Below are 26,198 nucleotides of genomic sequence, written 5' to 3' on the forward strand. Positions count from 1 at the left end.
GCCCGGCGGGCTGCGCGCCGGCCTGCGGGTGCCGCCCCCGGGGCGGAGCCGGGCGAGGACCTGCCGTCCTCGCTGATCGCCGCCCGCGACGCGGAGGACCGGCCCGGCCGGTGCCGGGCCGGCCCCACCGCGCTACCCGGGTGTGCGGGCGCCTCAGGAGGAGAGGAGCGCGATGCGGATGGCGCGTTCGACGACCTGTGCGGTGGCCTCGTGGCCGGCGGTGTTGGGGTGCGCGAGGGTCGCGCGGGTGCCGGCCGGGCAGGTCGCGGGCAGGCCGGGCAGGGCGGTGGGCCAGGAGTCGGCGGCGGTGCCGCAGAAGCCTTCGATCCACCGCTCGTCCTGGCTCCGGCAGGCGTCGTGGCCGTCGCTGACGGCGTAGGCGTCGGCGTAGCGGTCGCCGAAGAAGTCGGTGACCGTCCTGAGGGTGGTGTTGGTCCGCTCCAGGACCTCGCGCAGCCAGGTGATGTCGTCGGCGCGGATCGTGCCGAACCGGGTGAGGTCCCCGAAGGCGCAGCCGGACGCGTCCTGCGGGAAGATCGCCGGGTATCCGACGGTGATCACCCTCGCGTGTGCGGCCTTCCCGTGCACCTCGGCCAGCATCTCGATGTACTCGCCTTGGAGCCGGGCGAACCTGTCGTCGAGGGACTCCTGGCCCTCGGGCGGATTCTCGTAGTGCTCCCGGCAGGAACGCCCTTCGGCGCCCAGGGAGGCGCAGGTGCTCAGCAGCTCGTCGAGGGGCAGGCTGCCGGCCCCGGCGCCGATGGTGATCACGTCGGTGTCCTCGCCCAGGCCGGCGCGCTCCGCCTGCGCGGGCACCTGCGGCCAGTTCGCCGGATCGCCCCGCGGCGGCTGCACGGGACTTGCGGGCCGCTGCGACTCCCGCGCGATCTGGGGAACGGTGGCGCTCGCGCAGCTGACGTTCGTCAAGGTCACCGGCCGGCCGGGCGGGAACTCGTCCAGTTCCCGGTTCACCAGGGAGGGGTAGGCGCCGTCCGTGCGGTCGCAGCCGTCCCGCCCGGCATCGCCCAGGGCAGGTTGCGGATCGCCGGCGAACAGGCCGGCGGTGTAGGAATCGCCGAGCGCCGCCCACGCGTAGCCATCGTCGGCCGCCGCCGGAGGGGCCGCGGGGAGCAGCGCCGCGGCGAGCGCCGACACCCCCACCACCACAGCCCTGGACCACTTCACGCGGTGCATCACATGTCTCCCACGGAGAAGAAGGGAAGCTTCCGCACCGCACCGTTCCGCACGCCACGGGCCCGCACGCGAGAACCGCGCCCCAATGGCCCGAAATGATGAGCGCGGCACCCCCGGGGTGACGCGGCCGGGCCAGGACGCGGACGCTCAGGCCCCGGCGCGCAGGTCCCCGGAGCACTCCGGGCGGACGGGGCCCGGCGGCCGGACCGGCCCGAAGGACGGGCCCACCGCAGCGCCGCTGTCCCGGCCGGGGCGCCGCCGCCTCCTTCTTCCGCTGCCCCCTTCCGCTGCCCCGCGCCGGCTCAGCGTCCCGGCCGGCCGCCGCCCGGCGCCTCCGGCCGCGTTCCTCCCGCGGTGGGGGCGCCCGCCTCGGGGGTGCTCCCCGGGCCGCGGGCCGCGTCCCCCGGGGCGGGAGGCGCGTCGATGCCGAGGGCGGCCAGCCGCTCGGCGAACGGGACAAACTCCCCGTCCGGTTCCGGCGCCTGAGGCGGGCGCTCCCCGGCCCCGGCCCCGTCCACCACGGCTCCGGCCCCGTCCGCCCCGGCCCGTTCCCCCTCGGGGCGGCGCGGGGCCGGGGACCCGGGGCGGAGCAGGCCGGCCAGCTCCCCCGCCGCGCGTTCGATCCGCGCGGCGAGTTCGTCCGCCGCCGCGGCCCGGGAGGCACCCCAGTCCTGGGAGGCCGCGTACACCCCGGTCGGCGGCACGATCGCCCGCGCGTACGCGAACAGCGGCCGCAGGGCGTGGTCGATCACCAGGGAGTGGCGGGGCGTGCCGCCGGTCGCCGCGATCAGCACCGGCTTGCCGGCCAGCGCCTCGGGTTCCAGGAGGTCGAAGAAGGACTTGAAGAGCCCGCTGTAGGAGGCCGAGAACACCGGCGTGACCGCGATCAGCCCGTCCGCTCCCGTGACCTCCTCGATCGCCTCGGCCAGCCGCGGGCCGGGGAAGCCGCTGGTCAGGTGGTGGGCGATGGCGACGGCCAGCTCCCTGAGCTCGACGAACCGCGGCTCGGCGCCGGTGCGTTCCACGGTGGCGGCGGCGAGGCGCTCGGCGAGCAGCCGGGTGGCGGAGGGAACGCTCAGCCCCGCCGAGACGACGGCGATCCTCACGGCGCGCTCACCTCGGCCGCGCGCCGCGCCGCGAGCAGCGAGGCGTGGGTGGGGGCGTCGGGCACGGTGGCCGGGCGGTTCCTGGCGAACTCCTCGCGCAGCACCGGCACGACCTCCTCGCCCAGCATGTCGATCTGCTCCAGCACGGTCTTCAGCGGCAGTCCCGCGTGGTCGACGAGGAACAACTGCCGCTGGTAGTCGCCCACGTACTCGCGGAAGCTCAGCGTCTTCTCCACGACCTCCTGCGGGCTGCCGACCGTCAGCGGGGTCTGCGCGGCGAACTCCTCCAGCGACGGGCCGTGGCCGTAGACGGGGGCGTTGTCGAAGTACGGGCGGAACTCCCGTACGGCGTCCTGGGAGTTGCGCCGCATGAACACCTGCCCGCCGAGGCCGACGATCGCCTGCTCCGGCGTGCCGTGCCCGTAGTGCGCGAACCGCGTCCGGTACAGCTCGACCATCCGCCGGGTGTGCTCCCTGGGCCAGAAGATGTGGTTCGAGAAGAAGCCGTTGCCGTAGAACGCGGCCTGCTCGGCGATCTCGGGGGAGCGGATCGAGCCGTGCCAGACGAACGGCGGCACGCCGTCCAGCGGGCGCGGCGCGGCGGTGAAGCCCTGGAGCGGGCTGCGGAACCGGCCCTGCCAGTCGACGACCTCCTCGCGCCACAGCCGGTGCAGCAGCGCGTAGTTCTCGATGGCGAGGTTCATGCCCTCCCTGATGTCCTGGCCGAACCACGGGTAGACCGGGCCGGTGTTGCCGCGGCCGAGCATCAGGTCGACCCGCCCGTCGGACAGGTGCTGGAGCACCGCGAAGTCCTCGGCGATCTTCACCGGGTCGTTGGTGGTGATGAGCGTCGTGGCCGTGGACAGCAGCAGCCGTTCGGTGCGGGCGGCGATCCAGCCGAGCATGGTGGTGGGGGAGGAGGGGACGAACGGCGGATTGTGGTGCTCGCCGGTCGCGAAGACGTCGAGACCCACCTCCTCGGCCTTCTGCGCGAGGGCGACCATCGCCTTGATCCGGTCGTGCTCGCTCGGGGTGGTGCCGTTGGTCGGGTCCGGCGTGACGTCGCCGACGGTGAAGATCCCGAACTGCATCCCGGTCATCGGACTCCCACTCTCCCAGTTAGTTGAACAATAAACTATGCCGCCACAACGGGACGCCACCTCCCACTATTCCCTGCCCGCCCCGCCCGCGCGGACCGACCGGTCCGTGGGCGTGCCCCGGGCGGCGCGGCGCCACGGGGATCCGCACGGCACGGCCTACCCCTCGGCGGCCTCCCGGCGGCGCCGCTGGTGGCGGGCCACCCGGGCGCGATTGCCGCACGAGGGCTTGCACCACTCCTGCCGGGGGTGGTCCTGCACGAAGTAGCGCACGCACCGCGGGGCCGGGCAGGCCCGCAGCCGGGCCCGCTCCGGCCCGGCCAGGAAGGCGATCGCGTCCCGGGCCAGGGCCGCGGTCAGCGACTCGGCCGCCGTCGGCACGCCGGGGGAGGCCGGGGCGGTGCCCAGGACCGGGTCGCCCCCCTCCGGCCAGTCGAGGCGGGTCACGACCGGCACCCGCGCGACCGCCGCGTTGAGCCGCTCCAGCGCCTGCGCGGGGGACATCAGCCGGTGCGCGTCCGCCCGGCTGGGCGGCCCCGGGCGCACCGCCCGCGCGAACAGCGCCCGCACCGCGGCGCGCAGCTCCCGCACCGCGTCGAGGGTGGCCCGGTCCGGCGGGGAGCCGGGCCGGACGCGGGCGCCCGCCTCGGCCAGCGGCGCGGCGCGCTCCTGCAGCCAGGCGGCCAGCCCGCCGGCCGTGGCCAGATCGTCGGCGACGCCGCCGTGGCCGTCGTGCCGGATGGTGAGCGCGAGTTCCAGGGCCAGGCGGTGGGGGGAGGCTGCGGAGGACATGAGCTAATGGTATACATGCGCTAAACCATTAACGGGAGGGATGAGGTCATGTCCGAGCTACGGGCGCTGCTGCGCCGACTTGAGGTGTTCACGGGCGAGTTGCCGGAGTTCGACGCCGCCGCCGCCCCCGCGGGACCCGCCGCACTGTTCACCGCATGGCTGCTGGAGGCCGTCGAGGCGAAGGTGCCCGAGCCGCACGCCATGTCCCTGGCCACCGCGGGGCGGGACGGCAACCCCGCGGCCCGGGTGCTGATCGTCAAGGACGTGCTCCCCGACCCGGACGCGGGCTGGCGGTTCGCGGCCGAGCGCACCAGCCCCAAGGGCGCGGCGCTGGCCGAACGCCCCTACGCCGCCGCCACCTTCTACTGGCCCGACCTGGGCCGGCAGGTCAGGCTGCGCGGGCCCGTGGCCGCCGAGAGCGCCGAGGCGGGGGCCGCCGACTTCCTGGACCGCGGCCCCGGCGCCCGCGCCGAGGCGCTGCTCGGGCGCCAGAGCCGGCCGCTGCACGACCCGGCCGAGCGGGCGGCGGCCCTGGCCGGGGCCAGGGAACGCGTCGCACGCGAGCCGGACCTCGTCGCCCCCGGCTGGACCCTGTACACGCTCCGCGCCGAGGAGGCCGAGTTCTTCCAGGGCGCCCCGGATCGCGACCACATCCGGCTGCGCTACCGCCGCGCCCAGGACGGCTCCTGGAGCAAGGAACGACTGTGGCCCTGACGCCCGCGCCCCTGTCCTGCACCCGCGTGCGCGAGGCCGTCTTCGCGGCCCACGAGCGGCTGCGCGCGCTGCTGCCCGGCCTGACCACCCCCCTCGTGCGGGAGCCGAGCGCGCTGCCGGGATGGCGCAGGGCACACGTCCTCTCCCACCTCGAAGGCGTCTGCCTGGCCCTGGCCGGGCAGGCCAGGGCGGCGCTGGAGGACCGGCTGGCCGAGGTGTACGACGGCGGCAGGCCGGCCCGCGACGCGGCGATCGAGGCCGGCGCGCGCCGCGACGCCGGCGCCCTGCGGGAGGCGGTGGCCGCCGCGCTGACGGCTGCCGAGCGGCAGTGGCGCCGGGTGGGCCCAGGGGATTGGACGCGCCGGGTCCGCTACCGCGACGCGGACCTGCGGGCCGCGCTGCTCGCCTGGTGGCGCGAGGTGGAGATCCACACGGCCGACCTGCTGCTCGGGCCGACGCCGGCCGACTGGACCAGGGAGTTCTGCGGCCACGCCCTGGACTTCCTGGCACCGCGGGCGCCCCTGGGCCTGCGCCTGGAACTGGTGGCCACGGACGGCGGGGAACGCCGCACGTTCGGGGAGGAGCCCGGGACGCCCGGGGAGGAGCCGAGCGGGGAATCCGGGCGCAGGGGTGAACTCCTCACCGTGCGCGGCACCTTGGCGGACCTGACGGCCTGGCTCGCCGGCCGCGCCCCCACCGGCACCCTCACCCCGGCGCGCCTCCCCGCACTCCGCCCCTGGCCCTGAGGCCCCGTCCCCGCACCGCCTCCCTCAGCTCCCCACCCCCTGCGGGGGGTAACCCCCGCCCCCGCCCTGGGGACAGCGCGGGGGCGGGCCGGGGGCCAGCCGGGTGGGCCGGGCCCCTCCGCCCTGGTGGGATGGCTCTCGATCACCGGCTCCGGGGACGGAACCGCCGCGGGCCACCGCCCGAGCGGTCCCCGGATGACCGGGCCATCCGAGCGGAAGAGGGATGCACCGTGCACGTGGGGGAAAGGCGCCGGCCGGCCCGGCTGGTCCTGACGGGCCTGGCCGCGGTTCTGCTGGCCGCATCGACCGGACCGGCGGCGGCCGGGCCCCGGCAGGCCGGTCCACGGCCGGACGACCCGCTCCGGCAGCAGGTGGAGGCGATCCACGACACCGGCGCCGTCGGCGTGTTCGCCGAGGTCACCACACCGGGCACCCGGCACGGCGCGCGCGCCGGGACGGCCGAGCGGGGCACCGCGGCGCCGATGCCGTGGAACGGCAGGTTCCGGATCGGCAGCGCCACCAAGACCTGCACCGCCACGGTCGTGCTGCAACTCGCCGGCGAGGGCCGCCTGTCGCTTGAGGACACCGTCGAGCAGTGGCTGCCCGGCGTGGTGAGGGGCAACGGCAACGACGGGAGCCGCATCACCGTGCGGCAACTGCTGCAGCACACCTCGGGCATCCCCGAGGTCCTGCCGGACATCCCCGCGTTGACCAGCGCGGACGGCTATCGGGCCGAGCGGCTGCGCAGCTACACCCCCGAGGAGGTGGTGGGGCTCGCCATGCAGCACCCGCCGGCGCCCTGCCCCGAGCACCCCTCCCAGCCCTGCCCGGGCACCGACTGGTCCTACTCCAACACCAATTACCTCCTCGCCGCGATGATCGTCCAGGAGGTCACCGGCCGGAGCTGGGCCCAGGAGGTGACCGACCGGATCATCCGCCCGCTGGGCCTGACCGGCACCGAAACGCCCGGCACCCTCCCCTCCATCCCCGGCCCGCACGCCCACGCCTACGCCACGTTCGGCACCGGCACCGGCACCGGCATCGACGTGACGGAGCTCAACGCGAGCATGGCCGTCGGCTCCGGCTCGATCATCAGCACCGCCGGCGACCTGAACCGGTTCTACCGCGCGCTGCTCGGCGGCCGCCTGCTGGCCCCGGAACAACTCGCGGAGATGACGGCCACCGTGCCCGCGCCCGAGATCGGGGCGGACTACGGACTCGGCCTCGGCGAGCTCCCGTTGTCCTGCGGCGGCAGCTACTTCGGCCACCCCGGGGAACTGCTCGGCTACCACATGTGGGGCGGCGTCACCGCCGACGGCAGCAGGACCGCCGTCGTCTACGTCACCAGCGACGGCGGCCAGGACACGCAGCAGGCCATGCGGACGCTCGTGGACGAGGAGCTGTGCGGCACCGCTCCCGGAGACTGAGCCCTTTCGGCGGCCCACCGGCCGGACGCCGCCGGGGACGGCACCCGCACCGCCGGGTCAGGCGGCCGGAGCCGCCCCCGGCCGGGCCGGGGCGCGTCAGTGGCCCTCGGGCGCCGTGGCCACGTCGACGTCCAGGCCGGCGTCGCGGCAGTCCTGGAGCGTCTGCGCGTCGGCCGAGGCCCCGGTGATCAGCAGGTCCGCCTGGCCGATCGGGCAAATGGGGGCCAGTTCCACCCTCCCCACCTTCGAGCCGTCGGCGACGACGACGCAGCGCGCCGCGGAGCGGATCATGGCCTGCTTCAGCTCGGCCTCGGGGAGGTTGAGGTTGGTGAAGCCACGGCGCGGGTGCACGCCGTTGCAGCCGAGGAAGACGGTGTCGGCGTTGACCTGCTCCAGGATTCCGGTGCCCAGCGGGCTGACCAGGGAGTGCTGGAGCGGCCGCAGGGTGCCGCCGGTGACGATGACGGTGTAGCGCGGGATGGCGGATTCCAGCTCCCTGGCGACGGACAGGCCGTTGGTGAGCAGCACGACGTCGTGCAGGTCCGCCCGCTCGACCAGGGCCCGCGCCACGGCGGTCGCCGTGGTGCCCGCGTCGAGGATGACGCTCTCGCCGGGGCTGATCAGCCGGGCGGCGAGGCGGCCGATCGCCGCCTTCTCCGCTGCCGCGGCACCCCTCGCCTCCTCGAAAGAGGACTCGATCGCGCCGCCCGCCCGGCTCGCGGGCATCCCGCCGGCCCGGTGCCTCGCCAGCGCCCCGCCACGCACCCGGCGCAGCCGCCCCTGCTTCTCCAGGCCGTCCAGGTCGGAGCGCACGGTGACGCGGGAGATGCCGAAGGCCGCCGCCAGGTCGCCGACATGCACGAAGCCGCGTTCCTCCACCATGCCCGCGATGCGCTGCCGGCGCTCCTCCGCGGGCACGCCCTCAAGGTCGACCACCACGAGGGGCATCCTTCCCAGCCCGTCCATTCCCTGTCAACGAGGGGCGGGTGCGGCCCGATCTTCCCTTCGGACACCCCCGCAATCCCGGGCGCCGGTGGCGCCGGGCCGGGTTCACGCAGGGCAGACGCGGCCACCGCGGCCGGTGGCGCGGGCCTCCTCGGCGCCGGCCCCCCTTTCCGTTGGCAAGGGGGAGACCGGGAAGCGAAAGCGTGCGCAAGGCCGACGGCCGCGGCGCGGGGGAGGGCCGGCGCCGCGACGGGCGCCGGGGCGGGGCGACGTATCCTCGGCGGTCGGGACGCGGATCTTGCCGGGGGACGCGGCGGGGCGGCCACCTCCCCGGGCCGCACGACGGCGCGGGGCCGGGCGACCGCACGGGGACGAGAGGAGGGGACGCGGGTGCGTGGCGGCAGAGGCGCAGGCGGCGCTCACCCGGGCCGGGGGCCCGGTGCGGCCCCCGCGCCGGTCGCCGGCGGAGGGGGCGGCGCCGCGCCGGTGCTGCGGCTGAGCTCCCTCAGCCACCACTACGGGACCCACCGGGTCCTCGACGGGGTGAGCCTCGACGTGGCGGCCGGCGAGTGCGTGGCGATCCTCGGCGGCAACGGCGCCGGCAAGTCCACGCTGCTGCGCCTCGCCGCCGGGCGGGAGCGGCCGGCCGGGGGCGAGGCCAGGCTGCACGGCGCTGCCGCCGACGAGAACGACCCGCGGTTCCGGGCCGCGGTCGCCACCGTCCTCGACTTCGGCGCCTGCTATCCGGATCTGACCGTCCGCGAGCACCTGATGCTGGTGGCGCTGGCCCACGGACTCGGCGCCGCGGCGGACGGCACGGTGGACGCGGCGCTCGCCGAACATCGCCTGTCCGCCCGGGCCCACGGCCTGCCCGCCGGTCTTTCCTCGGGACAGACCCAGCTGCTCGCCCTGGCCGCGGCCTGGGTGCGGCCCCGCGAACTGCTGATCCTCGACGAGCCTGAGCAGCGCCTCGACGCCGGGGCGAGGGCGGACCTGGCCCGCCGGCTGCGGTCCGCCGCCGAAGCGGGGACCGCCGTCCTGATGGCCACCCACGACCCGGCCCTCGCCGCCGGGGCGGCCGACCGCGCCGTCACCCTCGACGACGGCCGCCTGCACCCGCATGACCTCGGCTGAGGCCCCCCGGCAGGCGCCGCCCACCCCGGAGCCCGCCGCGGCCGCCTCCGCCGGCGCCCTGGCCTACCTGCGGGAACGCCGGGCACCAGGGCGCCGCGCCGGCCGCGGGAACACCGCCTACACCCTCTACTGCGTGCTGCTCGTCACGGCCGTGTGGGGCGTGCCCTACCTGGCCGCCGCCCTGCGGGCCGCGCAGGACGGCAGCTGGCAGGGGCCCGCCGCCGACCGCGTCCTGCACCTGCTGCCCGTGGCGGGCCCCGTGCTGTGCGCCCTGCTGCCGCTCGCGGCGGCGCGGCGGGCGCGCTGGCGCGGTCCCGTGCGGGTCGATCCGCCCACCGCCGCCTGGCTGTTGCCGCACCCCGTGGCGCGCCGCGCCCTGTTGCTGCCCTCCTTCCGCCGCGCGGCGGCGCTGTGGGGAGGGGCGGGAGCCGCGGCCGGTGCGGCGGCGGGTCTGGTGCTGCACGCCCTGCGCCCGGGACCGTGGTGGGCGGCCCTGCTCGCGGGGGCCTGCGGCGGCGGGGCGGCGGGCTGCCTGGCGACGGCCGCCGGCGTGGTGACGCAGCGGCACGGCGGTGTGCCGCGGACCCTGCCCTGGGCGCCGCCGCTCGCCGCGGTGGCCGCGCTGCCCCTGGTGGCGGCGGCGGGCGGGGCGCCGGCCTGGGCGGGTGCCGCGGCGGCGGCCCTCGCCACGGCCGGGGCCGCGGCGGCCCTGACCGCGGCCCGCCGGGCGGCGCCGGCCATACCGGCCCGGGTGCTGCGCGAGCAGGCCGCGGCCGCGGTCCGGCTCGCCGCCGCCGGGTACGCGCTCGACCTGCGCCTGGCCGCGGCGACGGTGCGCGCCGCCCGCGGCCGGGCCCCGGTCGCCAGGCGCGGGCCGCCGCCTCCGCGCCGCGGGCGGCCGGCGGCGCTGCTGCTGGTGCCGTGGCGGGACGCCACCGGCCTGCTGCGGGAGCCCTCCCGGCTGCTGTGGGCGGCGCTGTGGTGGGCGGCGGCCCTGGCCTGCGCCTCCCTGCCCCATCCGGCCGCGGCCCTCGCGGCGCTGGTGGCCGGGTGCGCGGGAGCCTCCCAACTGGCGGAGCCGGCGCGGCTCGAGGGCGACGACATGCGGCGCTCCGCCGCGCTGCCCTGGCCGCCGGGGTCCCTGGCGCTGCGCCATGGGCTGCTGCCGGGCGCGCTGCTGCTGCTCACCGGCCTGCCCGCCGCGGTGGTCCTCGGCGGCGGGGCGCCGCTGCTGCTCGCGGGCGTGCCCGCGCTGGTGTGCGCGGCCCTGGTGCAGTCCTATCGCGGCGCCGTGCCCACCCGCCTGCTCATCGGCTCCGAGACGCCGCTGGGCAACACCGGACCCGTGCAGGTGCTGCTGTGGGCCTTCCGCGGCCCGCTTGCCGTCTCGGCCGCGCTGGGCCCGGCCCTGGTGGCCACCGCCTCCCGCGGCGCAACGCCCCCGGCGGCCTGGGCGCTCGCGCCGGCGGTGGGCGCGGCCGCGGCCTGGTGGGCCCAGCGGACCGCGTACCGCCTGCGGTCGGGACCCGCGGGCCGAACCGGGGCGCGGCGGGGCGCGTGGCCCGGCGGCAGGTATCCGCTCGCATCGCGGCGCCACGGCATGGGACGCTCGGGCCCGACGGCGGAGTGATCTTCGGGAAGGGCGGCGGCGGACATGGCGGCGGGCTGGGAGTGGGACGACACCTTGTATCTGGGCTCCGCCCCCTACTACGCGCGCGGACGGCTCCCCTACGCCCCGGGGCTGGCGGAGGCGCTCGCCGCCGCCCTGGGCCTCGACGGCCGCGGGCGCCTGCTGGACGTGGGGTGCGGGCCCGGCATCCTCACGGTGCCGCTGGCGCCCCACTTCGCCGAGGTCGTCGGCGTCGACGCCGACGAGGGGATGATCGGCGAGGCCCGCCGCCGGGCGGCGGAGGCGGGAGTGGCCGCGAAGGCCCGCTGGGTTCGGGCCCGGGCCGAGGAACTCCCGCCGGGCCTGGGCCGGTTCACCGTGGCGGTCTTCGCCCAGTCCTTCCACTGGATGGACCGCGACCTGGTGGCGGCGCGGGTGCGGGGCATGCTGCTGCCCGGCGGGGCGCTGGTCCACGTCTCCGACCTGAAGACGGAAACCCCCGCCCCGGGGGGACTTGCGCACCCGGCGGTGCCCTACGCAGAGGTGCGGGCGCTGGTCGGGCGGTACCTGGGCCCCGTCCGGCGGGCCGGCCGTGGCCTGCTGCCGGAGGGAACGCCGGGCGGCGAGGCCGGGATTCTCGCCCGGGCGGGCTTTCTCGGCCCCGAGCGTCACGTCGTGCCCGGCGGGCAGGCGCTGGAGCGCACCGTCGACGACGTCGTCGCCTGGGTGTACTCCCTGTCCTCCTCGGCCCCGCACCTGTTCGGGGACCGCCGGGACGCCTTCGAGTCGGAGCTTCGCCGGCTGCTGGCCGGCGCCTCCGCCTCGGGCCGGTTCTCCGAGCGCGGGCCGGGCACCGAGTTCTTCGTGTGGCGGCCGGGACCGCGGGGCGGCGAGGGTCAGGAAGCCCCGGGCGCCGGGCGGTAGAAGGCCCGCGGAACTGTGCACGCCGAGGTAGCCCGCACGCTCCTGCATGTAGTAGAACTTATACGTGAGCGATAAGGTCTACAACAGATTGTCGGTCGTGCGTGCGGAACGGAACGTCACGCGGCGGGCGCTGGCCGAGGCCGTCGGCGCGCATTACCAGACGATCGGGCACATCGAGCGTGGGCAGTACAACCCGAGCCTTGATCTGGCGTTGCGCATAGCCGAGTTCTTCGCGCTGCCGGTGGAGGCGCTGTTCTCGCTCCAGCCGTTCCGGCCGCTCACGGACGAGGTGTACGGCGCCCCCGGAAGCCCGGGATCGACACGGAGGAATGCCTGATGGACAGCCGGCCGACGACCTACGACGCCACGATGCTCCGCGTGATGAACAGAGAGGAGGGCGCGCGCTGGCACGCCACCCGGGGCCGCCGCGCGGCCTGGACGGCGGCGCACGTCCTCCTCACCGCGGCCACCCCGGCCGTCTTCCCCCTGTCCGGGGACAACGGCGTGCTGCTGCTCGCGCTTCTCGTGCCGCTCCTCCTGGCCTGGTGCGTGTGCACCGGCGTGCTCAACGCATCCACGCGCGGCCTGCTCGAACTGCGCGCCCGGGTGCTGGACGAGCGGCAGCTGGCCGAGCGCGGGCGCGCCCACACGACGGCACACCGGGTGCAACTCGCCTGCCTGGTGGCGGTGCTCGGCGCGCTCCTGCTCGCCGAGCGGCTCACCGACTCGGGCGTCGGCACCGGCACTCTGCTCGCCGCGCTCTTCGCCCTCCTCCTCACCCACTGGCTGCTTCCGCTGTGGATCGCGGTCCTGCGCACGGCCGACGAACCCGAGGACGACCCGGTCGCCGCCCGGGCCCCCCAGGCCGGCTGACCCGCCCCGCGGGCGCCCCGGCCGCCGGCCCCCTCCTCCCCGTGTGATATCCACATGACCTGCGGATGAACGAGGAAGGTACGGGGGTGGACCGGTGACGCAAGCGGGCCTGAGGCTGTGGCCCCGCATCGTGCGGCACGGGGAGGAAGTGCGGCGTGCCGCACGGCGGCGTGACTGGCCCGAGGTCCGCCGGCAGATCCTCGCGGCCCCCCAGGAGGACTGGGCGATGCCGCTGAGCGGCCTGCGCGGGGTGGCGGACGTCCGCCCCTGGCTGGCCGGGCTGATCGCGACCGAACCCGAGCCGGCGCTCGCCCTCCTCGCCTCTGGCTCCTGCCACATCGTGTGGGCCTGGGATGCCTACACCGCCGCCGCCAAGGCGGCCGGGCGGGACATCGACCATCGGCGGTGCCCGGAGTTCCAGGAGCGGCTGCGGATCGCCGAGGCCCACCTGCACGAGGCCATCGAGCGGGAGCCCACCTGGGCCGAGCCGTGGCACCAGCTGCTGTTCACCGCCCGCGGGCTCCACGTGGGACCGGACGCCGCCCGGGAGCGGTTCGAGACGGCCGTCCGCCTGGTCCCGGGACACCTGGGCGCACACGCCCAGTACCTGCAGCAGCTGACGCCCAAGTGGGGCGGCTCGGAGGAGGCGGCGCACCACTTCGCCCACGCCGTGACGGCCGGGGCGCCGCCGGGGAGCCCGCTCGGGGTGCTGATCGCGCAGGCCCACCTGGAGTCGATGGTCGCGCGGAAGGGCGGCGCCCTGGCGTACCTGCGCCGCCCCGCCGTCCGGCGTGACCTGCACGAGGCCGCCGAGCGTTCCGTGCGCCACCCCGCCTACCGCAGGACCGCCGGCTGGATCTGGCAGCACAACGTCTTCGCGATGGCCTTCGCCCTCGCCGGCGAACGGGAGGCCGCCCGCGACATGTTCCGCCTGCTGGGCGGCCGGATCTCCGCCTCCCCCTGGAGCTACCTCAACGCCGGCCCCGTCCGCGGCTACCGGCAGTGGCGCCACCGCTGCGGCGTCTGGCTCTGAGCCCGCGCCTCCGGCCCCCCGCCCCCCGGTACCCGGCACGGTCCCGGGGCGCGGGCCGCCGGGTCAGCCCCACTGGCCGGGCCGGTAGTCGCCCGCGGGCTGCCGGGTGATGACGTTCAGCCGGTTCCAGGTGTTCATGATCGCGACGAGCGAGACGAGGGCGGCGAGCTGGTCCTCGTCGAAGTGCTTGGCGGCGTTCGCCCATACCTCGTCGCTGACGCCGCCCGCGGCGTCGGCGATCCTGGTGCCCTCCTCGGCCAGTTCCAGGGCGGCCCGTTCGGCCTCGGTGAAGACCGTGGCCTCCCGCCAGGTGGCGATCAGGTGCAGCCGCACCGCGCTCTCCCCGGCGTGCGCGGCGTCCTTGGTGTGCATGTCCGTGCACACCGCACAGCCGTTGATCTGGCTGACCCGGATCTTCACCAGCTCCTTCGTCGCGGCAGGCAGTCCCGAGTTCTCCACCGCCTTGCCCGCGGACTGGATGGCCTTCATGAACGAGGCTCCGACCGGGTTGCGGTAGTAGGGGAAGCGGGCGTCCATGATGATCTCCTTGCCTTTTCGGTTCCTTCACCGCATTGACCGATCGTCCCGGGGCGATGTGACCGCAAGGCTATGTGACCTGCGTCACTTGGCGCGTGGTCCCGCGCCGTCGCCCGTCGGAGTCGGGCCCGCCCCGTTCTCCCCGTGCCGCGGCCGGGGAGGGCTCAGGGCCTGATGAGCACCTTGAGGCTCTTGCGGTCGGCCATGTCCCGGTAGCCGGCCGGGATGCCGTCGAGGGGGGTGGCGGCGTCGAAGACCCTCCCGGGCTCGATGGTGCCGTCGAGGATGTCGGGCATCAGTTCCTCGATGTAGGCGCGCACCGGGGCGGGGCCCCCGGCGAGGCGGATGTTGTGGCGGAAGAGGCTGCCGAAGCCGACGGGGGCGTCCTCGTACTGGGGGATGCCGACGCGGCTGACCACGCCCCCGCGGCGGACGATGCCGAGGGCCTGCTCGTAGGCGGACCTGGTGCCGACGCATTCGAGGACCACGTGCGTACCCTCGCCGCCGGTGAGCTCACGCACCTGCTCGATCCCTTCCCCGCCGCGGGCCGGGACGACGTCGGTGGCGCCGAACGCGCGGCCGAGGTCGGTGCGTGCCCGGTGGCGGCCCATGAGGACGATCCGTTCCGCCCCCAGCCGCCTGGCGGCGAGCACGGCCAGCAGGCCGACGGCGCCGTCGCCGATCACGGTGACGCGGGTGCGCTCGTCGACGCCCCCTGTGACGGCCGCGTGGTGGCCGGTGCCGAGGACGTCCGAGAGGGTCAGCAGGGAGGGCAGCAGCGCGGAGTCCGGGGCGACGGGGAGCTTGACGAGGGTGCCGTCGGCGAGCGGGACGCGGATCGCCTCCGCCTGCCCGCCTTCCCCCGTTCCGCCCCAGAAGCCGGCCCGCGGGTGGGCGCAGGAGGTGTGCAGCCCTTCCCGGCAGAACGGGCAGGCGTTGTCGGAGACGGCGAACGGGGCGACGACGAGGTCGCCGCGCCTGAGGGTGGTCACCTCGGAGCCGATGTCCTCGACGATGCCGATGAACTCGTGGCCCATGCGGACCGGCCGGTCCTGGGGCTGCATCGAGCCGTAGGGCCACAGGTCGCTGCCGCAGATGCAGGAGGCGGCGATGCGGACCAGCGCGTCGGTGGGCAGCGAGACGACGGGGTCGGGAACGTTCTCGACGCGGACGTCGCCGGCGCCGTACATGAGGGTCGCGCGCATCAGGTGTTCTCCGGTGCGGTAGTGGTGAATTCGGGAAAGGAGCAGGTCGGCGGGGGCGCGGAGGATTCCCCCTCGCGTGCTCGCCGGTGCGCTCCGCGGAGTCGCGTTCGCGGTGCGCCTCCCAGGAGACCGGCATCCGCACAGGCGGAGAAGGTCGCGTTTATAGGGGGGACACGTGCGACCTCCCTCGGCGGCGTCTCCCTGGCTACCGTGGAACGCATGGACGACCCACACGATCACCGGGCGGAGATCCGGGACTTCCTCGGCAGCCGCCGGGCCAGGATCACCCCGCGGCAGGCGGGGCTGCCCACCAGTGGCCGGCGCCGGGTCCCGGGCCTGCGGCGCGAGGAGGTCGCCGTCCTCGCCGGCGTGAGCACCGAGTGGTACACCCGGCTGGAGAAGGGCCACATCGGCGGAGTGTCCGAGGAGGTGCTCGCCGCGGTGGCGGATGCCCTGCGGCTGGACGAGGACGAACGCACCTACCTGTTCGACCTGGCCCGCGCGGCCAGGACCGACCGCCGTTCGCCCTCGCGCCGCAGGGACGTCGAGGTCCCGCCCCGCATCCAGTGGCTGCTCGACTCCATGACCATGTCCTCCGCGTTCGTGCGCAACGGCCGGCAGGACTTCATCGCCCACAACGCGCTGGCCCGGGCCCTGTACCAGCCGATGTACGACAGCCCCACCACCGACGAGCGGGGCCGGCCCAACTTGGCCCGCTACATCTTCCTCGACCCCACGGCCCGGGACTTCTTCGTCGACTGGGACGCCGCGACCGCCGTCACCGCCGCCCTGCTGCGGGCGGAGGCCGGCCGCGAACCCCACGACCGGGCCCTGCGCGAGCTGATCGGCGAACTGTCCACTCTCAGCCCCGAGTTCCGCAGCCAGTGGGCCGCCCATGACGTCCGCATCCGGCACGCCGGCGTCAAGCGGCTCCGGCACCCCGACGTCGGGGAACTGGAGCTGACCTACCAGTCCCTGGACCTGCCCCTGTCCTCCCAGGCCGTCCACGACCTGACCCTCTACACCGCAGAACCCGGCAGCACCTCGGAGGACCGCCTCAAGATCCTCACCAGCCTGGCCGCCACCTCCTCCCGGCCGGCGGAACCCACCGACCGGGTCGGCTGAACGGCCTGCCGGGCACGCGCCCGCCCCACCGGCCGGGCCCGGCGGTGGGGCCGCGGGCGCGTGCCTCAGCTCGCGAGTCCGGCGAGGCCGCCGGGCTCGTAGGAACCGCCCCGGTTGTTCAGGATCACGCCGAGCCGGTTGGTGGCGTTGATCATCGCGATGAGGGAGACCAGGGCGGTGAGCTGATCCTCGTCGTAGTGCTTCCTGGCCTGGGCCCAGGTCTCGTCCGAGACGCCCTGGTGGGCGTCGGCGGTCCTGGTGCCCTCCTCGGCGAGGGCCAGGGCGGCCCGCTCGGCCTCGGTGAACACGGTGGAGTGGCGCCAGGCGGCGACCAGGTTCAGCCGGACCTGGCTCTCGCCCGCGCCCGCGGCGTCCTTGGCGTGGATGTCCGCGCAGAAGCCGCAGCCGTTGATCTGGCTGACGCGCAGCTGCACCAGTTCCTGAACGGCCTTGGGCAGCGACGATTCCTGAATCACCAGGCTGACGGCATAGATCCGCTTGGCGATCTTGGTGCCGATTTCCGTGCCGAAAAGTTCCATACGGGGTTCCATCGTGTTGTCCTCACTCGTGGTGCGTGCCGCCGCGCGGATCGTGCGCCCGGCGGCCTGGCGCTCATGGAGAAACCGGCGGCGGCCTCGCCGTGACAGCCGCGGCCCTGTGACGTACGCCACTGGCCACGGGTGTCACAGGAGGCGGCTCGCGCGGTGCCTTGTGCGCGGGGCACAGCCGAGAACGAGCAGACGGGAGCCACCGTGAACGAGCACGGCGAGCGCGACGAGCGCCACGGGGACGGCGAGCGCCACGGGGACGGCGCGGCAGGGACGCACGGCGCGGCAGGGGCGCGCGGCGAGGGCGGAGAGGGCGCGCGGGACATCGCCGGTCTCCCCACGCCCGCCGGCCGCCCGGACGAGGCCACCGAGGCGTTCCTCGCGCACCGGAGCCTGCTGTTCACGGTGGCGTACGAGTTGCTGGGTTCGGCGGCGGATGCGGAGGACGTGCTGCAGGAGACGTGGTTGCGGTGGGTGGGGGTGGATCTGGCCGTGGTGCGGGACCCGCGCGCGTACCTGGTGCGGATGACCACCCGCCAGGCGCTCAACCGGCTGCGCACGCTCCGCCGCCGCCGGGAGTCGTATGTGGGTCCGTGGTTGCCTGAGCCGTTGCTGACGGCGCCGGATGTGGCGGAGGACGTGGAGCTGGCGGAGAGCGTGTCGATGGCGATGTTGCTGGTGCTGGAGACGCTGGGTCCTGCGGAGCGGGCGGTGTTCGTGCTGCGGGACGTGTTCGGCCTGGAGTACGGGGAGATCGCGGAGGCGGTGGGCAAGAGCCAGGCGGCGGTGCGGCAGATCGCCCATCGGGCGCGGTCGCACGTGGCGGCCCGGCGTCCGCGGGGCGCGGTGTCGGCGGCGGAGACGCGGGATGCGCTGGAGGCGTTCCGGCGGGCGGTGGAAACCGGCGACCTCCAGGGCCTCCTCGATCTCCTGGCGCCCGACGTCGTCCTGCTGACCGACGGGGGCGGGGTGGTGCGGGCCGCACAGGCCCCCGTCGTCGGGGCCGGCCGCGTCGCCGAGGTGCTGGGGAGGATCGCCGACACGGCCACGCTGCTTCCCGCGCAGGTCAACGGCCGCCCGGCGCTGCTCCTCCGGCTCGAAGGCCGGCTCGACACCGTCGTGGCGGTGCGCCTCGACGAGGGCCTGATCACCGGCCTCTACGCGGTGCGCAACCCCGAGAAGCTCTCCCGCATGCAGCGGGAGACCGCGGTGCGCCGCTGACCGACCGGGAGTCCCGCCCGCGGACCCAAGTACCCCTCCGCCGTCCGGGACCTGTGCCGGAACTCTCCCGGAGGTGAGCAGGTGACGTACACGCAGCGGGCTTGAGACCCGTGAGAAGTATCCGGCGGCACCCGCTCTCTGCTGCCGGAACCGGGCTCAGCTCGTCCGCAGCACCGTCTTGCCACGCAGCCCTGTCGAGCCGACGCCGCCGGCGAGGGCGCGCGGCGTCTGTGCAAGGGAGACCTCCGCGCCGATGACGGGCCGGAGGGCGCCCGCCCTCACGAGCTCCGTGAGTTCGGCGAGCCGCTCGGGCTTGCGATCGAGCCGGTAGTTCGCGGTACGGATGCGCTCATCGGCGAGGAGTCGCCCGTCGAGCCCGAAGGCGGTGGAGAACAGGGCCCCGCCGTCCCTCACCGCGCCGGCCACCCGGCTCGTGAGGGAAGGGTCGCCGACGACGTCGAGGATCGCGTCGACTCCCCGGGGAACGATCCTGCGTAGCGCCCGCTCCAGGGGCTCAGCCCCACGCGTGACGATCTCACCGGCACCGAGTCCGCGCATCTGCCCGGCGAGCTCGGCGGGCGCCGTCGCGACCACCCTGAGCCCGCGGGCGGCGGCGGCTTGCACCGCGAAGGTGCCCACGCCCCCCGTCGCGCCGATGACCAGGAGCGTTCCGCCCTCGGCGACCTGCATGCGGTCGAGGGCGCCGAGCGCGGTCATGCCCGAGGTCGGCAGCGCGGCAGCCACATGGCTCGGCATCTCGTCGGGGACGGCTGCCAGCGCGCCGAGCGCGGGTGCCGCCTGCACCACGCAGACCTCCGCGAAGGTACCGAACTGCAGCGGCACGCCCCAGAACTGCCCGAAGACGCGTTCCCCCACGCGGAACCGCGTGACGCCCTCGCCGAGTGCGGTCACGGTGCCGGCGCCGTCCATACCGAGCGTCAAGGGGAACCGGTACTCCCCGAACGCCGCCAGGGCACCGGAGGCGATGGCCGTGTCGAGCGGGTTGACCGCCGCGGCCTCGATCGCGACCTGCACCTGGCCGGGGCCAGGCTCGGGCACGGGCAGGTTCCTGAGCTCCGGGGTCTGCCCGAAGCGCTCGATGCCGATTCCTCGCATTGTTCCCTCTCCGTTCCGCCGCAGGCCGTCCGCGCTGCGACCGCACCAGGCTGCGGCCACGGACCACTCCGCGAGAATGACCGATCCGGAACCGACTATGAACAAGAAGGCATCAATGGCGATGCCGAACGGGTCGTAGTATGCGGCTCATGGCAGTGGAGTCCCGGTCGTTGCGGTACTTCGTCGCGGTGGCGGAGGAACGCAGCTTCACACGGGCCGCAGGCCGGCTCGGCATCGCCGGCCCCGCCCTGTCGCGCGCGATCCGCAATCTCGAAGCCGAGATCGGCGTGCGTCTCTTCGAGCGCTCCACCCGAGTCGTGGAGCTGACCGAGCCCGGCGCGACACTGCTGGCCCAGGTGCAACCCGCCCTTGAGGCACTCGATGCGGCGGTCCGCCGCGCCGCGCGGGCCTCGGCACCGCACCGCAGCCTGCTCCTCGCCGTCAAGGCGGACGCCGACGGGGGCCTGCTGGAGGATCTCCTCACCGCGGCGGCCACCGAAGCCGGCGCCGAGCCCATCGCCGTACGCCTGTGCGGCTGGCGCGAGCACACACGACTGTTGCGCACCGGCGAGGCCGACGCCGCGCTCATGTTCGAGCCCTACGACCCGGACGGCATCGACGCGGACATCGTCGCGCTTGAGCCCCGCGTCGCAGCACTGCCCACGGGCCACGCCCTCACGGCCGTCTCGCGGGTACTGCTCGCCGACCTCGGCATCGCCCCCGAAGAAGTCGACGAACGGGCAGAGCACGACATCAACGCGCACGGGGTCCACGATCTCGCGCAACTGCTCGCCCTCGTCGGCCTCGGCACGACGACGACCGTGCTCCCGAGATCCGTCGCCGCCCGATATCCCCGGCCGGCGGTGGCCTACGTCCCCATCGAGGACTGCCCTCCCGCAACGCTGGTCATCGCCTGGCCGGAGCGCTCCCGCAGCCGCGGCGTCGCCGCGCTGGTACGCGCGGCGGCAGCCGTCGCCCGGTCACGGGGCATGAGCACAGCCGCCGAAGCAGCGCGCTGACAGGGGACCGAAAACGGCTTCTCAGGAGCCTCCCGCGCCCGGTCGGCCGAGCGCCTCCCGGCTCCCGTCGCCCTTCGGCCGCTTCGGGGACCGGCCCGCCTCCCCGCCGCCCGCCGGCGGGCCGCCCGTCAGGCGCCGCTCCAGGGGCCGGATCGCCAGGCTCGCCGTCAGTGCCAGGCCGCCCACCGCCGCCCAGGGCAGCACCCGGTCCACCCCGTACAGGACGCCGAAGAGGGCGGGCGTCACCATGTCCGCCGTCGCGAACGCATACTGGAACGCCGCCAGATAGGTGCCCTGCATCCCCTCCGGCGCCGCCTGGGCGGCGAGCGCGTTCGAGGCCGGGCCGTGCGTCATCTCCGCCGCCGCCCACAGCAGCATCGCGAGCGTCAGGTAGCCGATCAGCAGCGGTCCCCGCGGCAGCAGCACGGCCAGCGCGGCGGCCGCGCACCAGGCCGCCCACAGCCGGCCGCCCCAGGCCATCGCGCCGCCCCGGGAGGTCCGCCGCCTGGCCCGCCGGGTGACCTCGGCCGTGCACGTGGCGACGACGACCGTGGTGATCGTGAGGAAGATGCCGACCGCCCAGCCCGGCGCGCGCAGCCCGCGGGTGACGTAGACCGGGACCGCGACGGCGAGGAAGACCGTGCAGATGTTGAACAGGACGTTCACGCCGATCAGCGTCAGATACGGCCGGTTGCCCAGCAACTGCCGCACCCCGGCGGGAGATGTCCCCCGCGGCCCGCCGCCCGCCGGCCGCGCCCTCGGCACCAGGAGGGCGACGGCCGACGCGGCGGCGACGAAGGAGAGCGCGTCCGCCAGCACCATCCCGCGGTAGGCCCGCTCCGAGGCGAGCGCGAGCAGCAGGCCGGCGAGCACCGTGCCGGCACCGGTGCCGGCCGCCCGGATCATGCCGGCGCGCGCGAACCACTGGTCCGTGTCCGCCCCCTCCGCCTGCTCGGCGATCAACGTGAAGATCGTCGACCAGTACGTCCGCAGCCCCACCGCCTCGACCAGCGCCGCGAGGAACAGCGAGAGGGGAGAGGACACGCCCAGGTACAGGAAGAACCCGGCGGCCTGCAGCAACTGGCCCGCGATCACCACCGGCCGCGGCCCGAACCGGTCCGCGAGCCGGCCGGCGGGCAGCGGCACCAGCAGCGAGCAGGCGGTCGCGGCCGTCAGCAGCGTGCCGACCCCGGCCTCCGTCAGATCGGTGACGGCGAGGAAGTAGACCATGGACAGCGGGAGATAGAGGCCGGTGCCCAGGGCGTCGACGGCCAGCGCCGCCGGTATCGCCCAGGCGGCCTTCTCGCGGACCCGGGCCCGCCTCACGGCGCGCCGGGCGCGGCGTGCGCCGCCGCCCGCCCCTCCGCCGGGGCCGAGGCGCCGGCCCGTGGGGCCGCCGCGGCCCGGGCGTGGCCTTCGCGCCGCCGGCCGCGACTGGTTCGCACGAGGCGACCTCCGCTTCTGGACGAGGCCCTTGGGCCCACCGACTGCCGCTCCCGCCGCCCGCCCCGGGGGCGGGGCGCTGCGGGCCATGGGGTCGCCGAAGATCGGCGGGGCCGCGGGGTTCCATCGTTGTAACCGCAGGCGCACCGGAACGTCAACCGGGTTTGCCCGGGCACCCCCGCGGCGCGCGGCGGTCACCGTGGCGCGTTCGGCCGCCGCCGTGATCACCGTGACGCCGCCCGGGATTCCGGTCCTCATGCCGGGCGAGCACGCCGGCGGCCCCGGCGGCCCGCTGCTGCGCTACCTGAGCGCGCTGGAGGAGCGCGACCGGCGCTTCCCCGGCTTCGGCAGCGAGACCCACGGCGTGCGTGTCGCCCCGGACATGGGCGACCACCTCATCGAGTGCCTGCGGCCGGCCCCCGGGGAGAAAACGGCGTGAGACCCGCAGCGGTTCGCGGCAGCATGGCGTTGCCCACTCATCTGCGAAGGGAAAGGCAGGCAACGCCCATGACGCGCGCCGTCACCCTGATCCGCTCCTCGGACCTGTCGGACGTGGCCGAGTACGCCTACGCGGCCACGGCACCCGCCGGGGCGCGGCTGATCTTCCTGGCCGGGGCCTGCCCGCTGAACCTGGACGGAACCACCGCGGCCGTCGGGGACTTCGCCGGCCAGGCGGCGAAGTGCGTCGAGAACCTGCGGATCGCCCTGGCCGCCTCGGGGGCCTCGCTCCAGGACGTCGTCAGCACCCGGGTTCTCGTCGCCTCCTCCCGGCAGGAGGACCTGGGCACCGCCTGGAAGGTGGTGCGGGACGCCTTCGGCGCACACGACGTTCCCAGCACCCTGATGGGAGTCACCGTCCTCGGCTACGAGAACCAGCTGGTGGAGCTGGAGGCCGTCGCCGCCGTCCTCGACTCCTGAACGGCGAGCCCGCCTCCTGGGCGGCGAGCCCGCCCGGCCCACTACAGTGAGGCGCCGGGCGGTCGGCGGGGCGGGCGCGCCCGCATCGCCCGGCCCGGCCGGCCGGGCGCCGACCGCGCGGCGGCCGCCCCCGGGCACGTGGGAAGGAAGTGGGCGATGGGGGAGATCCAGGACGGCATCGAGGAGGCGCTGCAGGCCACGCAGACCCGGCCGTTGCCGCGCTCGGCCCAGGCCAGGGTGCGGGTGCTGCTGCGCGCCGAGCGCGGCGACACCGGGGCCGTTGCCCGGCGGCTCGGGGTCTCCCGCCGGACCGTGCAGCGCTACCTGACGGGGCAGATCCGTCGCCCGGGCCCCCGCGTGGCCGCGGCGCTGGAACGGGAGGCCCGCCGCAGCTGGCAGCCGGGCCTGCGCGCCCGCGCGATCCGCCGGGCCGCCCGGCTGGGCATCACGGTGGAGACCAGGGCGCGGTTCGGCTTCACGGCGGCCCCCGGCTCCACGGACGACCCGCGGCTGCGACGCGTCACCGAATTGCTGGAACCCGCGGCCTCCGGGCACCTGCTCGCCGCCTACCAGGGCGGGGCCGAGGAGGGCGAACTGCGGCGCATCCTGGGCGAGGGCCTGGGCTTCTCCTACTTCCGCGACCACGGCCGCCGCGCCCAGGGGCTGGATGTCGAGATCACCGACATCGACTACCTCGACCTCGACCTGGGAGGCGGCGCCTGAGGGCTCGCCGGGGCGCCCCGGCGGCGCGGGGCACGGCATCCTCCGGTCCACCGCGGCCCCCCGGATCCCGTCTCCGGGCGGGACGTACCCGTTGCGGCTACCATGCCGGGATGGCACGGGACTTGCCGCGAGTGCGCGAGGTCTTCCCCGAGCCGGCCGCCGAGCTGATCTTCCTGCTGGAAGCGGAGGGAGAGCCCGAACTGGCCGCGAGCGTCCACGACCTGCGGCTGGTGGGGGAGTGCGGCTGCCGCGACGACTTCTGCCAGAGCATCCGCACGTCGGACCAACCCCGGGGGCAGCCGTACGGCTCCGGCCACCGCAACGTCTCGCTCTCGCCCGCGGAAGGGATGCTGATCCTGGACGTGGTCGACGAGCGCATCGTGTACGTCGAGATCCTGTTCCGGCCGCCGATGCGCCGGCGCGTCGCCCCGGAGTGACCCGGGGGGCGGCGGCCGGCGCCCGCCCCCGCCTCAGCCGCGCACCCGCACCCAGCGGGCCGCCACCGCGCAGCCGCAGAGCAGCGCCGCGGCGCCGATCAGCAGGGAAAGCCGCAGGCCGGGCACGAAGCCTCCGGCGATCAGGGTGCCGAAGAGGGCGACCCCCACGGCGCCGCCCACCTGGCGTGCCGTGTTCAGCTCCGCGGACGCCACCCCGGCGTACGCCGGCTCCACCGCCTCGAGCACCGCGCTCGACATGGCGGGGACCACCGCGCCGCCGCCTGCGGCCGCCCACACGCCCACGGCCCGGTTGCGGGCGGCGCCGTCGGGGTAGGCGTGCCGGATCATCGCCAGGGAGGCCGGCAACTGCACGGCCGCGCCGGCGCCCTGGACGAACCTGGCGGCGATCAGCAGCGCGGGCGAGGGCGCCAGCCCGCAGGCCAGGGAGGCCAGGACGAACAGGCCGAGGCCCAGCGTGAAGGCGGACCGCGCGCCGAGCCGGTCGCTGAGCGAGCCGCCGGCCGGCTGCATCGCGGCGAAGGTCAGGGCGTAGCCGTCCACGATCCACTGGAGCTGGGAGAGACCCGCCCCGAGTTCCCCGCCCAGCGTGGGCAGCGCGACGTTCACGATCGTGGCGTCGAGGCTGACCATCAGGAAGCCGAAGGAGGCGGCGAACAGGGTCCATCGCGCGGCCGGGCCGGCGGCGGGTGCGGAGACGGGTGCGGAGACGGGGACGAGTCGTTCGGCGGTCACCACCTCAGGCTGCGGCCGGCGGCGCGGGCGGGGCAATCGGCGAGGGTGCACCTGTCAGGGTCACCCTGGCGCCGGGCGTGCGGCCCCGGCCGGCCGGGGACCGGGGAGGAGACGCGGGCGCGGCATCCGGCGCGCCGGTCAGCGCGGTGGGTGCGAACTGCCCGCCCGGAAGGCGGCGTTCGGCTTCCCCCTGCCGCCGGGGCCGCTCGGGCCTCCCGCGCCGGGACGCGGCCTGCCGGCCGTGGTCTCCGCGTGCGGTCCCGGCGGCGACGGTGTGCCCGCCGTGCGCGGCGCGAGGACCCGCGAGAGGGCGAGGGCGAGGAGAAGGAGCAGCAGCCCGGCCGCCGGGGCCTGCGCGAGGGCGGCGGAGGGGCCCCAGGCGTCGGCGGTGTGCCCGGCGAGGGAGGCCGCGAGCGCCGAACCGGCGGCGCTTGCGGAGTTGTTCCAGGTGAGTGCCTGGGTGAGGACGGCCGGGCGGACGGCCCTTTCCGTGAGGACGTTCAGCAGGACCAGCGTGGGCGGCACCGCCGCCTCCGTGAGCGGCACGGCCACGCCGAGCCAGGCCACGGACGGCGCGAGGGGGAGCAGCAGCGCCGGGCCCGTCAGGCAGGCGGTGGCGACGACGAGTTGGCGGCGTGCCGGGGCGGGGTGCCGCCGCAGCCCGTAGAGCCAGCCGGAGAGGAGCCCGCCGGCGCCGGCGGCCGCGGTGATCGGCGCCGCCGCGCCCGCGGCCCCGTGGGCGATGGCGAAGGAGCTCACGCAGACGGCCATGGTGCCGAAGTACAGCCCGACGGCCAGGTTCAGCAGCCCGAGGAGCAGGGCGGGGAGGGCACCGGGGCGGAGGCGGGGCCGCCGCGGGCTCCGCCCGGAGCGGGCGCGGGCGGTGGGCTTTCCGGCCGGCGGCGGCGCGGTGTGGGTCTGGGCGGCCAGGGCGCCTCCCCCGCCGAGGACCAGGGCCGCGGCGATGCCGCTTGCCCAGGCCGGGTGCCCCGCGGCGCCGATCGAGGTGACCAGGACCGGCCCCAGCAGGAAGGCGGTGGCGTTGGCCAGGGACTCCAGGGAGAACGCGGTGGGCAACTCGCCGTCCCGCGTCCCGCGCAGCAGCCGGGCCCAGCGGGCCGCCGAGAGGGCGCCGAGCTGGGGAACCGCCGCTCCGGCGCAGCCGGCCGCGGTGATCGCGACGGCGGGGCCGGGGGCGGCGAGCACGCAGGCAAGGGCGGCGCCGTGGGCGGGCAGGCAGTACGGCAGGACGCGGCTCTGGCCGAACCGGTCGACGAGCCGGGCCAGTTGGGGTCCGATCAGGGCCTCGGCGAGGGAGAAGCCCGCGGCGGCCAGGCCCGCGGTGCCGTAGGAGCCGGTGCGGGCGTGCAGCAGCCAGAGCAGGCCGAGGCCGGTCATGGCGATGCCGACGCGGCCGAGGGCGGCGGCGAGGAAGAAGGCGGCGGCGTCCGGGGTGCGCAGCAGGGAACGGTAGCCGGTGGCGACGCGGGGCATGGGTGTCCTTGGTCGCCGCCCGGCGGGGTGGGCCGCCCGGGGCCGCCGGCGCCTGAGTGAGGGGG

The 26,198-nt window shown here is 76.0% G+C and carries 27 protein-coding genes and 1 pseudogene; 16 read left to right on the top strand and 12 right to left on the bottom strand.

Annotation, left to right across the window (positions count from 1 at the left end; genetic code table 11):
- Positions 1–153 precede the first annotated feature (153 nt).
- The 4 genes and pseudogenes from D7294_RS07680 to D7294_RS07695 all read right to left on the bottom strand — a co-directional run bounded on the left by D7294_RS07680 (position 154) and on the right by D7294_RS07695 (position 4,189).
- The gene (locus D7294_RS07680; protein ID WP_120676904.1) at positions 154–1,194 is read right to left on the bottom strand and encodes an SGNH/GDSL hydrolase family protein; all 1,041 of its coding nucleotides are present in this window, start codon (positions 1,192–1,194) and stop codon (positions 154–156) included.
- Between the two features lie 428 nt (positions 1,195–1,622).
- A pseudogene (locus tag D7294_RS32945) lies at positions 1,623–2,300 on the bottom strand (CE1759 family FMN reductase); the annotation flags it as partial.
- Complete coding sequence (locus D7294_RS07690; protein ID WP_120677143.1) at positions 2,297–3,391, bottom strand: LLM class flavin-dependent oxidoreductase; 1,095 nt, start codon at positions 3,389–3,391, stop codon at positions 2,297–2,299. The gene D7294_RS07690 and the pseudogene D7294_RS32945, both read right to left, overlap by 4 nt.
- 165 nt (positions 3,392–3,556) lie before the next feature.
- The gene (locus D7294_RS07695; RefSeq protein ID WP_120676908.1) at positions 3,557–4,189 is read right to left on the bottom strand and encodes a CGNR zinc finger domain-containing protein; all 633 of its coding nucleotides are present in this window, start codon (positions 4,187–4,189) and stop codon (positions 3,557–3,559) included.
- 48 nt (positions 4,190–4,237) lie between these two features.
- Here D7294_RS07695 and D7294_RS07700 point away from each other — a divergent pair, with 48 nt between their 5' ends.
- From D7294_RS07700 to D7294_RS07710, 3 genes are all read left to right on the top strand, one after another.
- Positions 4,238–4,903 (top strand): pyridoxine/pyridoxamine 5'-phosphate oxidase, encoded by a 666-nt coding sequence (locus tag D7294_RS07700; RefSeq protein WP_120676910.1) that lies wholly within the window; start codon positions 4,238–4,240, stop codon positions 4,901–4,903.
- A complete protein-coding gene (locus D7294_RS07705; RefSeq protein WP_120676912.1) occupies positions 4,894–5,649 on the top strand; it encodes a maleylpyruvate isomerase family mycothiol-dependent enzyme in 756 nt (251 codons plus the stop codon). The genes D7294_RS07700 and D7294_RS07705 overlap by 10 nt, the downstream gene beginning before the upstream one ends.
- A 230-nt stretch (positions 5,650–5,879) precedes the next feature.
- Positions 5,880–7,076, top strand: coding sequence for a serine hydrolase domain-containing protein (locus D7294_RS07710; protein ID WP_174248288.1), 1,197 nt, complete (start codon positions 5,880–5,882; stop codon positions 7,074–7,076).
- Between the two features lie 96 nt (positions 7,077–7,172).
- Here the strand turns inward: D7294_RS07710 and D7294_RS07715 are convergent, their stop codons facing one another.
- Positions 7,173–8,024: a DeoR/GlpR family DNA-binding transcription regulator gene (locus tag D7294_RS07715; RefSeq protein WP_120676916.1), complete on the bottom strand. Its 852-nt coding sequence runs from the start codon at positions 8,022–8,024 to the stop codon at positions 7,173–7,175.
- A gap of 483 nt (positions 8,025–8,507) precedes the next feature.
- Here D7294_RS07715 and D7294_RS32950 point away from each other — a divergent pair, with 483 nt between their 5' ends.
- The 6 genes from D7294_RS32950 to D7294_RS07745 all read left to right on the top strand — a co-directional run bounded on the left by D7294_RS32950 (position 8,508) and on the right by D7294_RS07745 (position 13,594).
- On the top strand, positions 8,508–9,155 hold the full coding sequence (locus tag D7294_RS32950; protein ID WP_241562175.1) for an ABC transporter ATP-binding protein: 648 nt from the start codon (positions 8,508–8,510) through the stop codon (positions 9,153–9,155).
- Complete coding sequence (locus tag D7294_RS07725) at positions 9,142–10,785, top strand: DUF6297 family protein (protein ID WP_120676918.1); 1,644 nt, start codon at positions 9,142–9,144, stop codon at positions 10,783–10,785. The genes D7294_RS32950 and D7294_RS07725 overlap by 14 nt, the downstream gene beginning before the upstream one ends.
- A gap of 24 nt (positions 10,786–10,809) precedes the next feature.
- Positions 10,810–11,688 carry a class I SAM-dependent methyltransferase gene (locus tag D7294_RS07730; protein WP_120676920.1) on the top strand — a complete coding sequence of 293 codons (879 nt, stop codon included), beginning with the start codon at positions 10,810–10,812 and terminating at the stop codon, positions 11,686–11,688.
- Positions 11,689–11,752: 64 nt separating this feature from the next.
- Complete coding sequence (locus tag D7294_RS07735; protein ID WP_120676923.1) at positions 11,753–12,025, top strand: helix-turn-helix transcriptional regulator; 273 nt, start codon at positions 11,753–11,755, stop codon at positions 12,023–12,025.
- On the top strand, positions 12,025–12,561 hold the full coding sequence (locus D7294_RS07740; RefSeq protein WP_120676925.1) for a hypothetical protein: 537 nt from the start codon (positions 12,025–12,027) through the stop codon (positions 12,559–12,561). The genes D7294_RS07735 and D7294_RS07740 overlap by 1 nt, the downstream gene beginning before the upstream one ends.
- 94 nt (positions 12,562–12,655) lie before the next feature.
- On the top strand, positions 12,656–13,594 hold the full coding sequence (locus D7294_RS07745) for a hypothetical protein (RefSeq protein ID WP_120676926.1): 939 nt from the start codon (positions 12,656–12,658) through the stop codon (positions 13,592–13,594).
- 63 nt (positions 13,595–13,657) lie between these two features.
- Here the strand turns inward: D7294_RS07745 and D7294_RS07750 are convergent, their stop codons facing one another.
- Together D7294_RS07750 and D7294_RS07755 are read right to left on the bottom strand one after the other, a co-directional pair.
- Entirely contained in the window at positions 13,658–14,131 is a 474-nt protein-coding gene (locus D7294_RS07750; RefSeq protein ID WP_120676928.1) for a carboxymuconolactone decarboxylase family protein, read from the bottom strand.
- A gap of 164 nt (positions 14,132–14,295) precedes the next feature.
- Complete coding sequence (locus tag D7294_RS07755) at positions 14,296–15,336, bottom strand: zinc-binding dehydrogenase (protein WP_120676930.1); 1,041 nt, start codon at positions 15,334–15,336, stop codon at positions 14,296–14,298.
- Between the two features lie 219 nt (positions 15,337–15,555).
- Here D7294_RS07755 and D7294_RS07760 point away from each other — a divergent pair, with 219 nt between their 5' ends.
- Positions 15,556–16,461 carry a helix-turn-helix transcriptional regulator gene (locus D7294_RS07760; RefSeq protein ID WP_120676932.1) on the top strand — a complete coding sequence of 302 codons (906 nt, stop codon included), beginning with the start codon at positions 15,556–15,558 and terminating at the stop codon, positions 16,459–16,461.
- Positions 16,462–16,526: 65 nt separating this feature from the next.
- Here the strand turns inward: D7294_RS07760 and D7294_RS07765 are convergent, their stop codons facing one another.
- Positions 16,527–17,012, bottom strand: a complete 486-nt coding sequence (locus D7294_RS07765) for a carboxymuconolactone decarboxylase family protein (protein WP_120676934.1) — start codon at positions 17,010–17,012, stop codon at positions 16,527–16,529.
- A 321-nt stretch (positions 17,013–17,333) separates the two neighbouring features.
- Here D7294_RS07765 and D7294_RS07770 point away from each other — a divergent pair, with 321 nt between their 5' ends.
- Entirely contained in the window at positions 17,334–18,230 is an 897-nt protein-coding gene (locus D7294_RS07770) for an RNA polymerase sigma-70 factor (RefSeq protein ID WP_120677147.1), read from the top strand.
- Positions 18,231–18,386: 156 nt separating this feature from the next.
- On the opposite strand, the gene D7294_RS07775 is transcribed toward D7294_RS07770, so the two are convergent.
- A complete protein-coding gene (locus tag D7294_RS07775) occupies positions 18,387–19,346 on the bottom strand; it encodes an NADP-dependent oxidoreductase (protein ID WP_120676936.1) in 960 nt (319 codons plus the stop codon).
- A gap of 149 nt (positions 19,347–19,495) precedes the next feature.
- Here D7294_RS07775 and D7294_RS07780 point away from each other — a divergent pair, with 149 nt between their 5' ends.
- Complete coding sequence (locus D7294_RS07780; RefSeq protein WP_338325625.1) at positions 19,496–20,365, top strand: LysR family transcriptional regulator; 870 nt, start codon at positions 19,496–19,498, stop codon at positions 20,363–20,365.
- Between the two features lie 21 nt (positions 20,366–20,386).
- Here the strand turns inward: D7294_RS07780 and D7294_RS07785 are convergent, their stop codons facing one another.
- Positions 20,387–21,691, bottom strand: a complete 1,305-nt coding sequence (locus tag D7294_RS07785) for an MFS transporter (protein ID WP_120676938.1) — start codon at positions 21,689–21,691, stop codon at positions 20,387–20,389.
- A 205-nt stretch (positions 21,692–21,896) separates the two neighbouring features.
- Here D7294_RS07785 and D7294_RS07790 point away from each other — a divergent pair, with 205 nt between their 5' ends.
- The 4 genes from D7294_RS07790 (at position 21,897) to D7294_RS07805 (ending at position 23,886) form a co-directional block, all read left to right on the top strand.
- Entirely contained in the window at positions 21,897–22,247 is a 351-nt protein-coding gene (locus D7294_RS07790; RefSeq protein ID WP_120676940.1) for an Orn/Lys/Arg family decarboxylase, read from the top strand.
- Between the two features lie 68 nt (positions 22,248–22,315).
- Positions 22,316–22,726: a RidA family protein gene (locus tag D7294_RS07795; RefSeq protein WP_120676942.1), complete on the top strand. Its 411-nt coding sequence runs from the start codon at positions 22,316–22,318 to the stop codon at positions 22,724–22,726.
- Positions 22,727–22,882: 156 nt separating this feature from the next.
- Positions 22,883–23,449, top strand: coding sequence for a telomere-protecting terminal protein Tpg (gene tpg, locus D7294_RS07800; protein WP_120676944.1), 567 nt, complete (start codon positions 22,883–22,885; stop codon positions 23,447–23,449).
- Between the two features lie 110 nt (positions 23,450–23,559).
- Positions 23,560–23,886, top strand: a complete 327-nt coding sequence (locus tag D7294_RS07805; protein WP_241562176.1) for a hypothetical protein — start codon at positions 23,560–23,562, stop codon at positions 23,884–23,886.
- A gap of 33 nt (positions 23,887–23,919) precedes the next feature.
- On the opposite strand, the gene D7294_RS07810 is transcribed toward D7294_RS07805, so the two are convergent.
- Together D7294_RS07810 and D7294_RS07815 are read right to left on the bottom strand one after the other, a co-directional pair.
- Positions 23,920–24,639: an MFS transporter gene (locus D7294_RS07810; protein WP_120676948.1), complete on the bottom strand. Its 720-nt coding sequence runs from the start codon at positions 24,637–24,639 to the stop codon at positions 23,920–23,922.
- Positions 24,640–24,777: 138 nt separating this feature from the next.
- A complete protein-coding gene (locus tag D7294_RS07815) occupies positions 24,778–26,133 on the bottom strand; it encodes an MFS transporter (RefSeq protein ID WP_120676950.1) in 1,356 nt (451 codons plus the stop codon).
- Between the last annotated feature and the right edge of the window lie 65 nt (positions 26,134–26,198).

The organism is Streptomyces hoynatensis (genome assembly GCF_003626535.1).
Lineage (GTDB): Bacteria > Actinomycetota > Actinomycetes > Streptomycetales > Streptomycetaceae > Streptomyces > Streptomyces hoynatensis.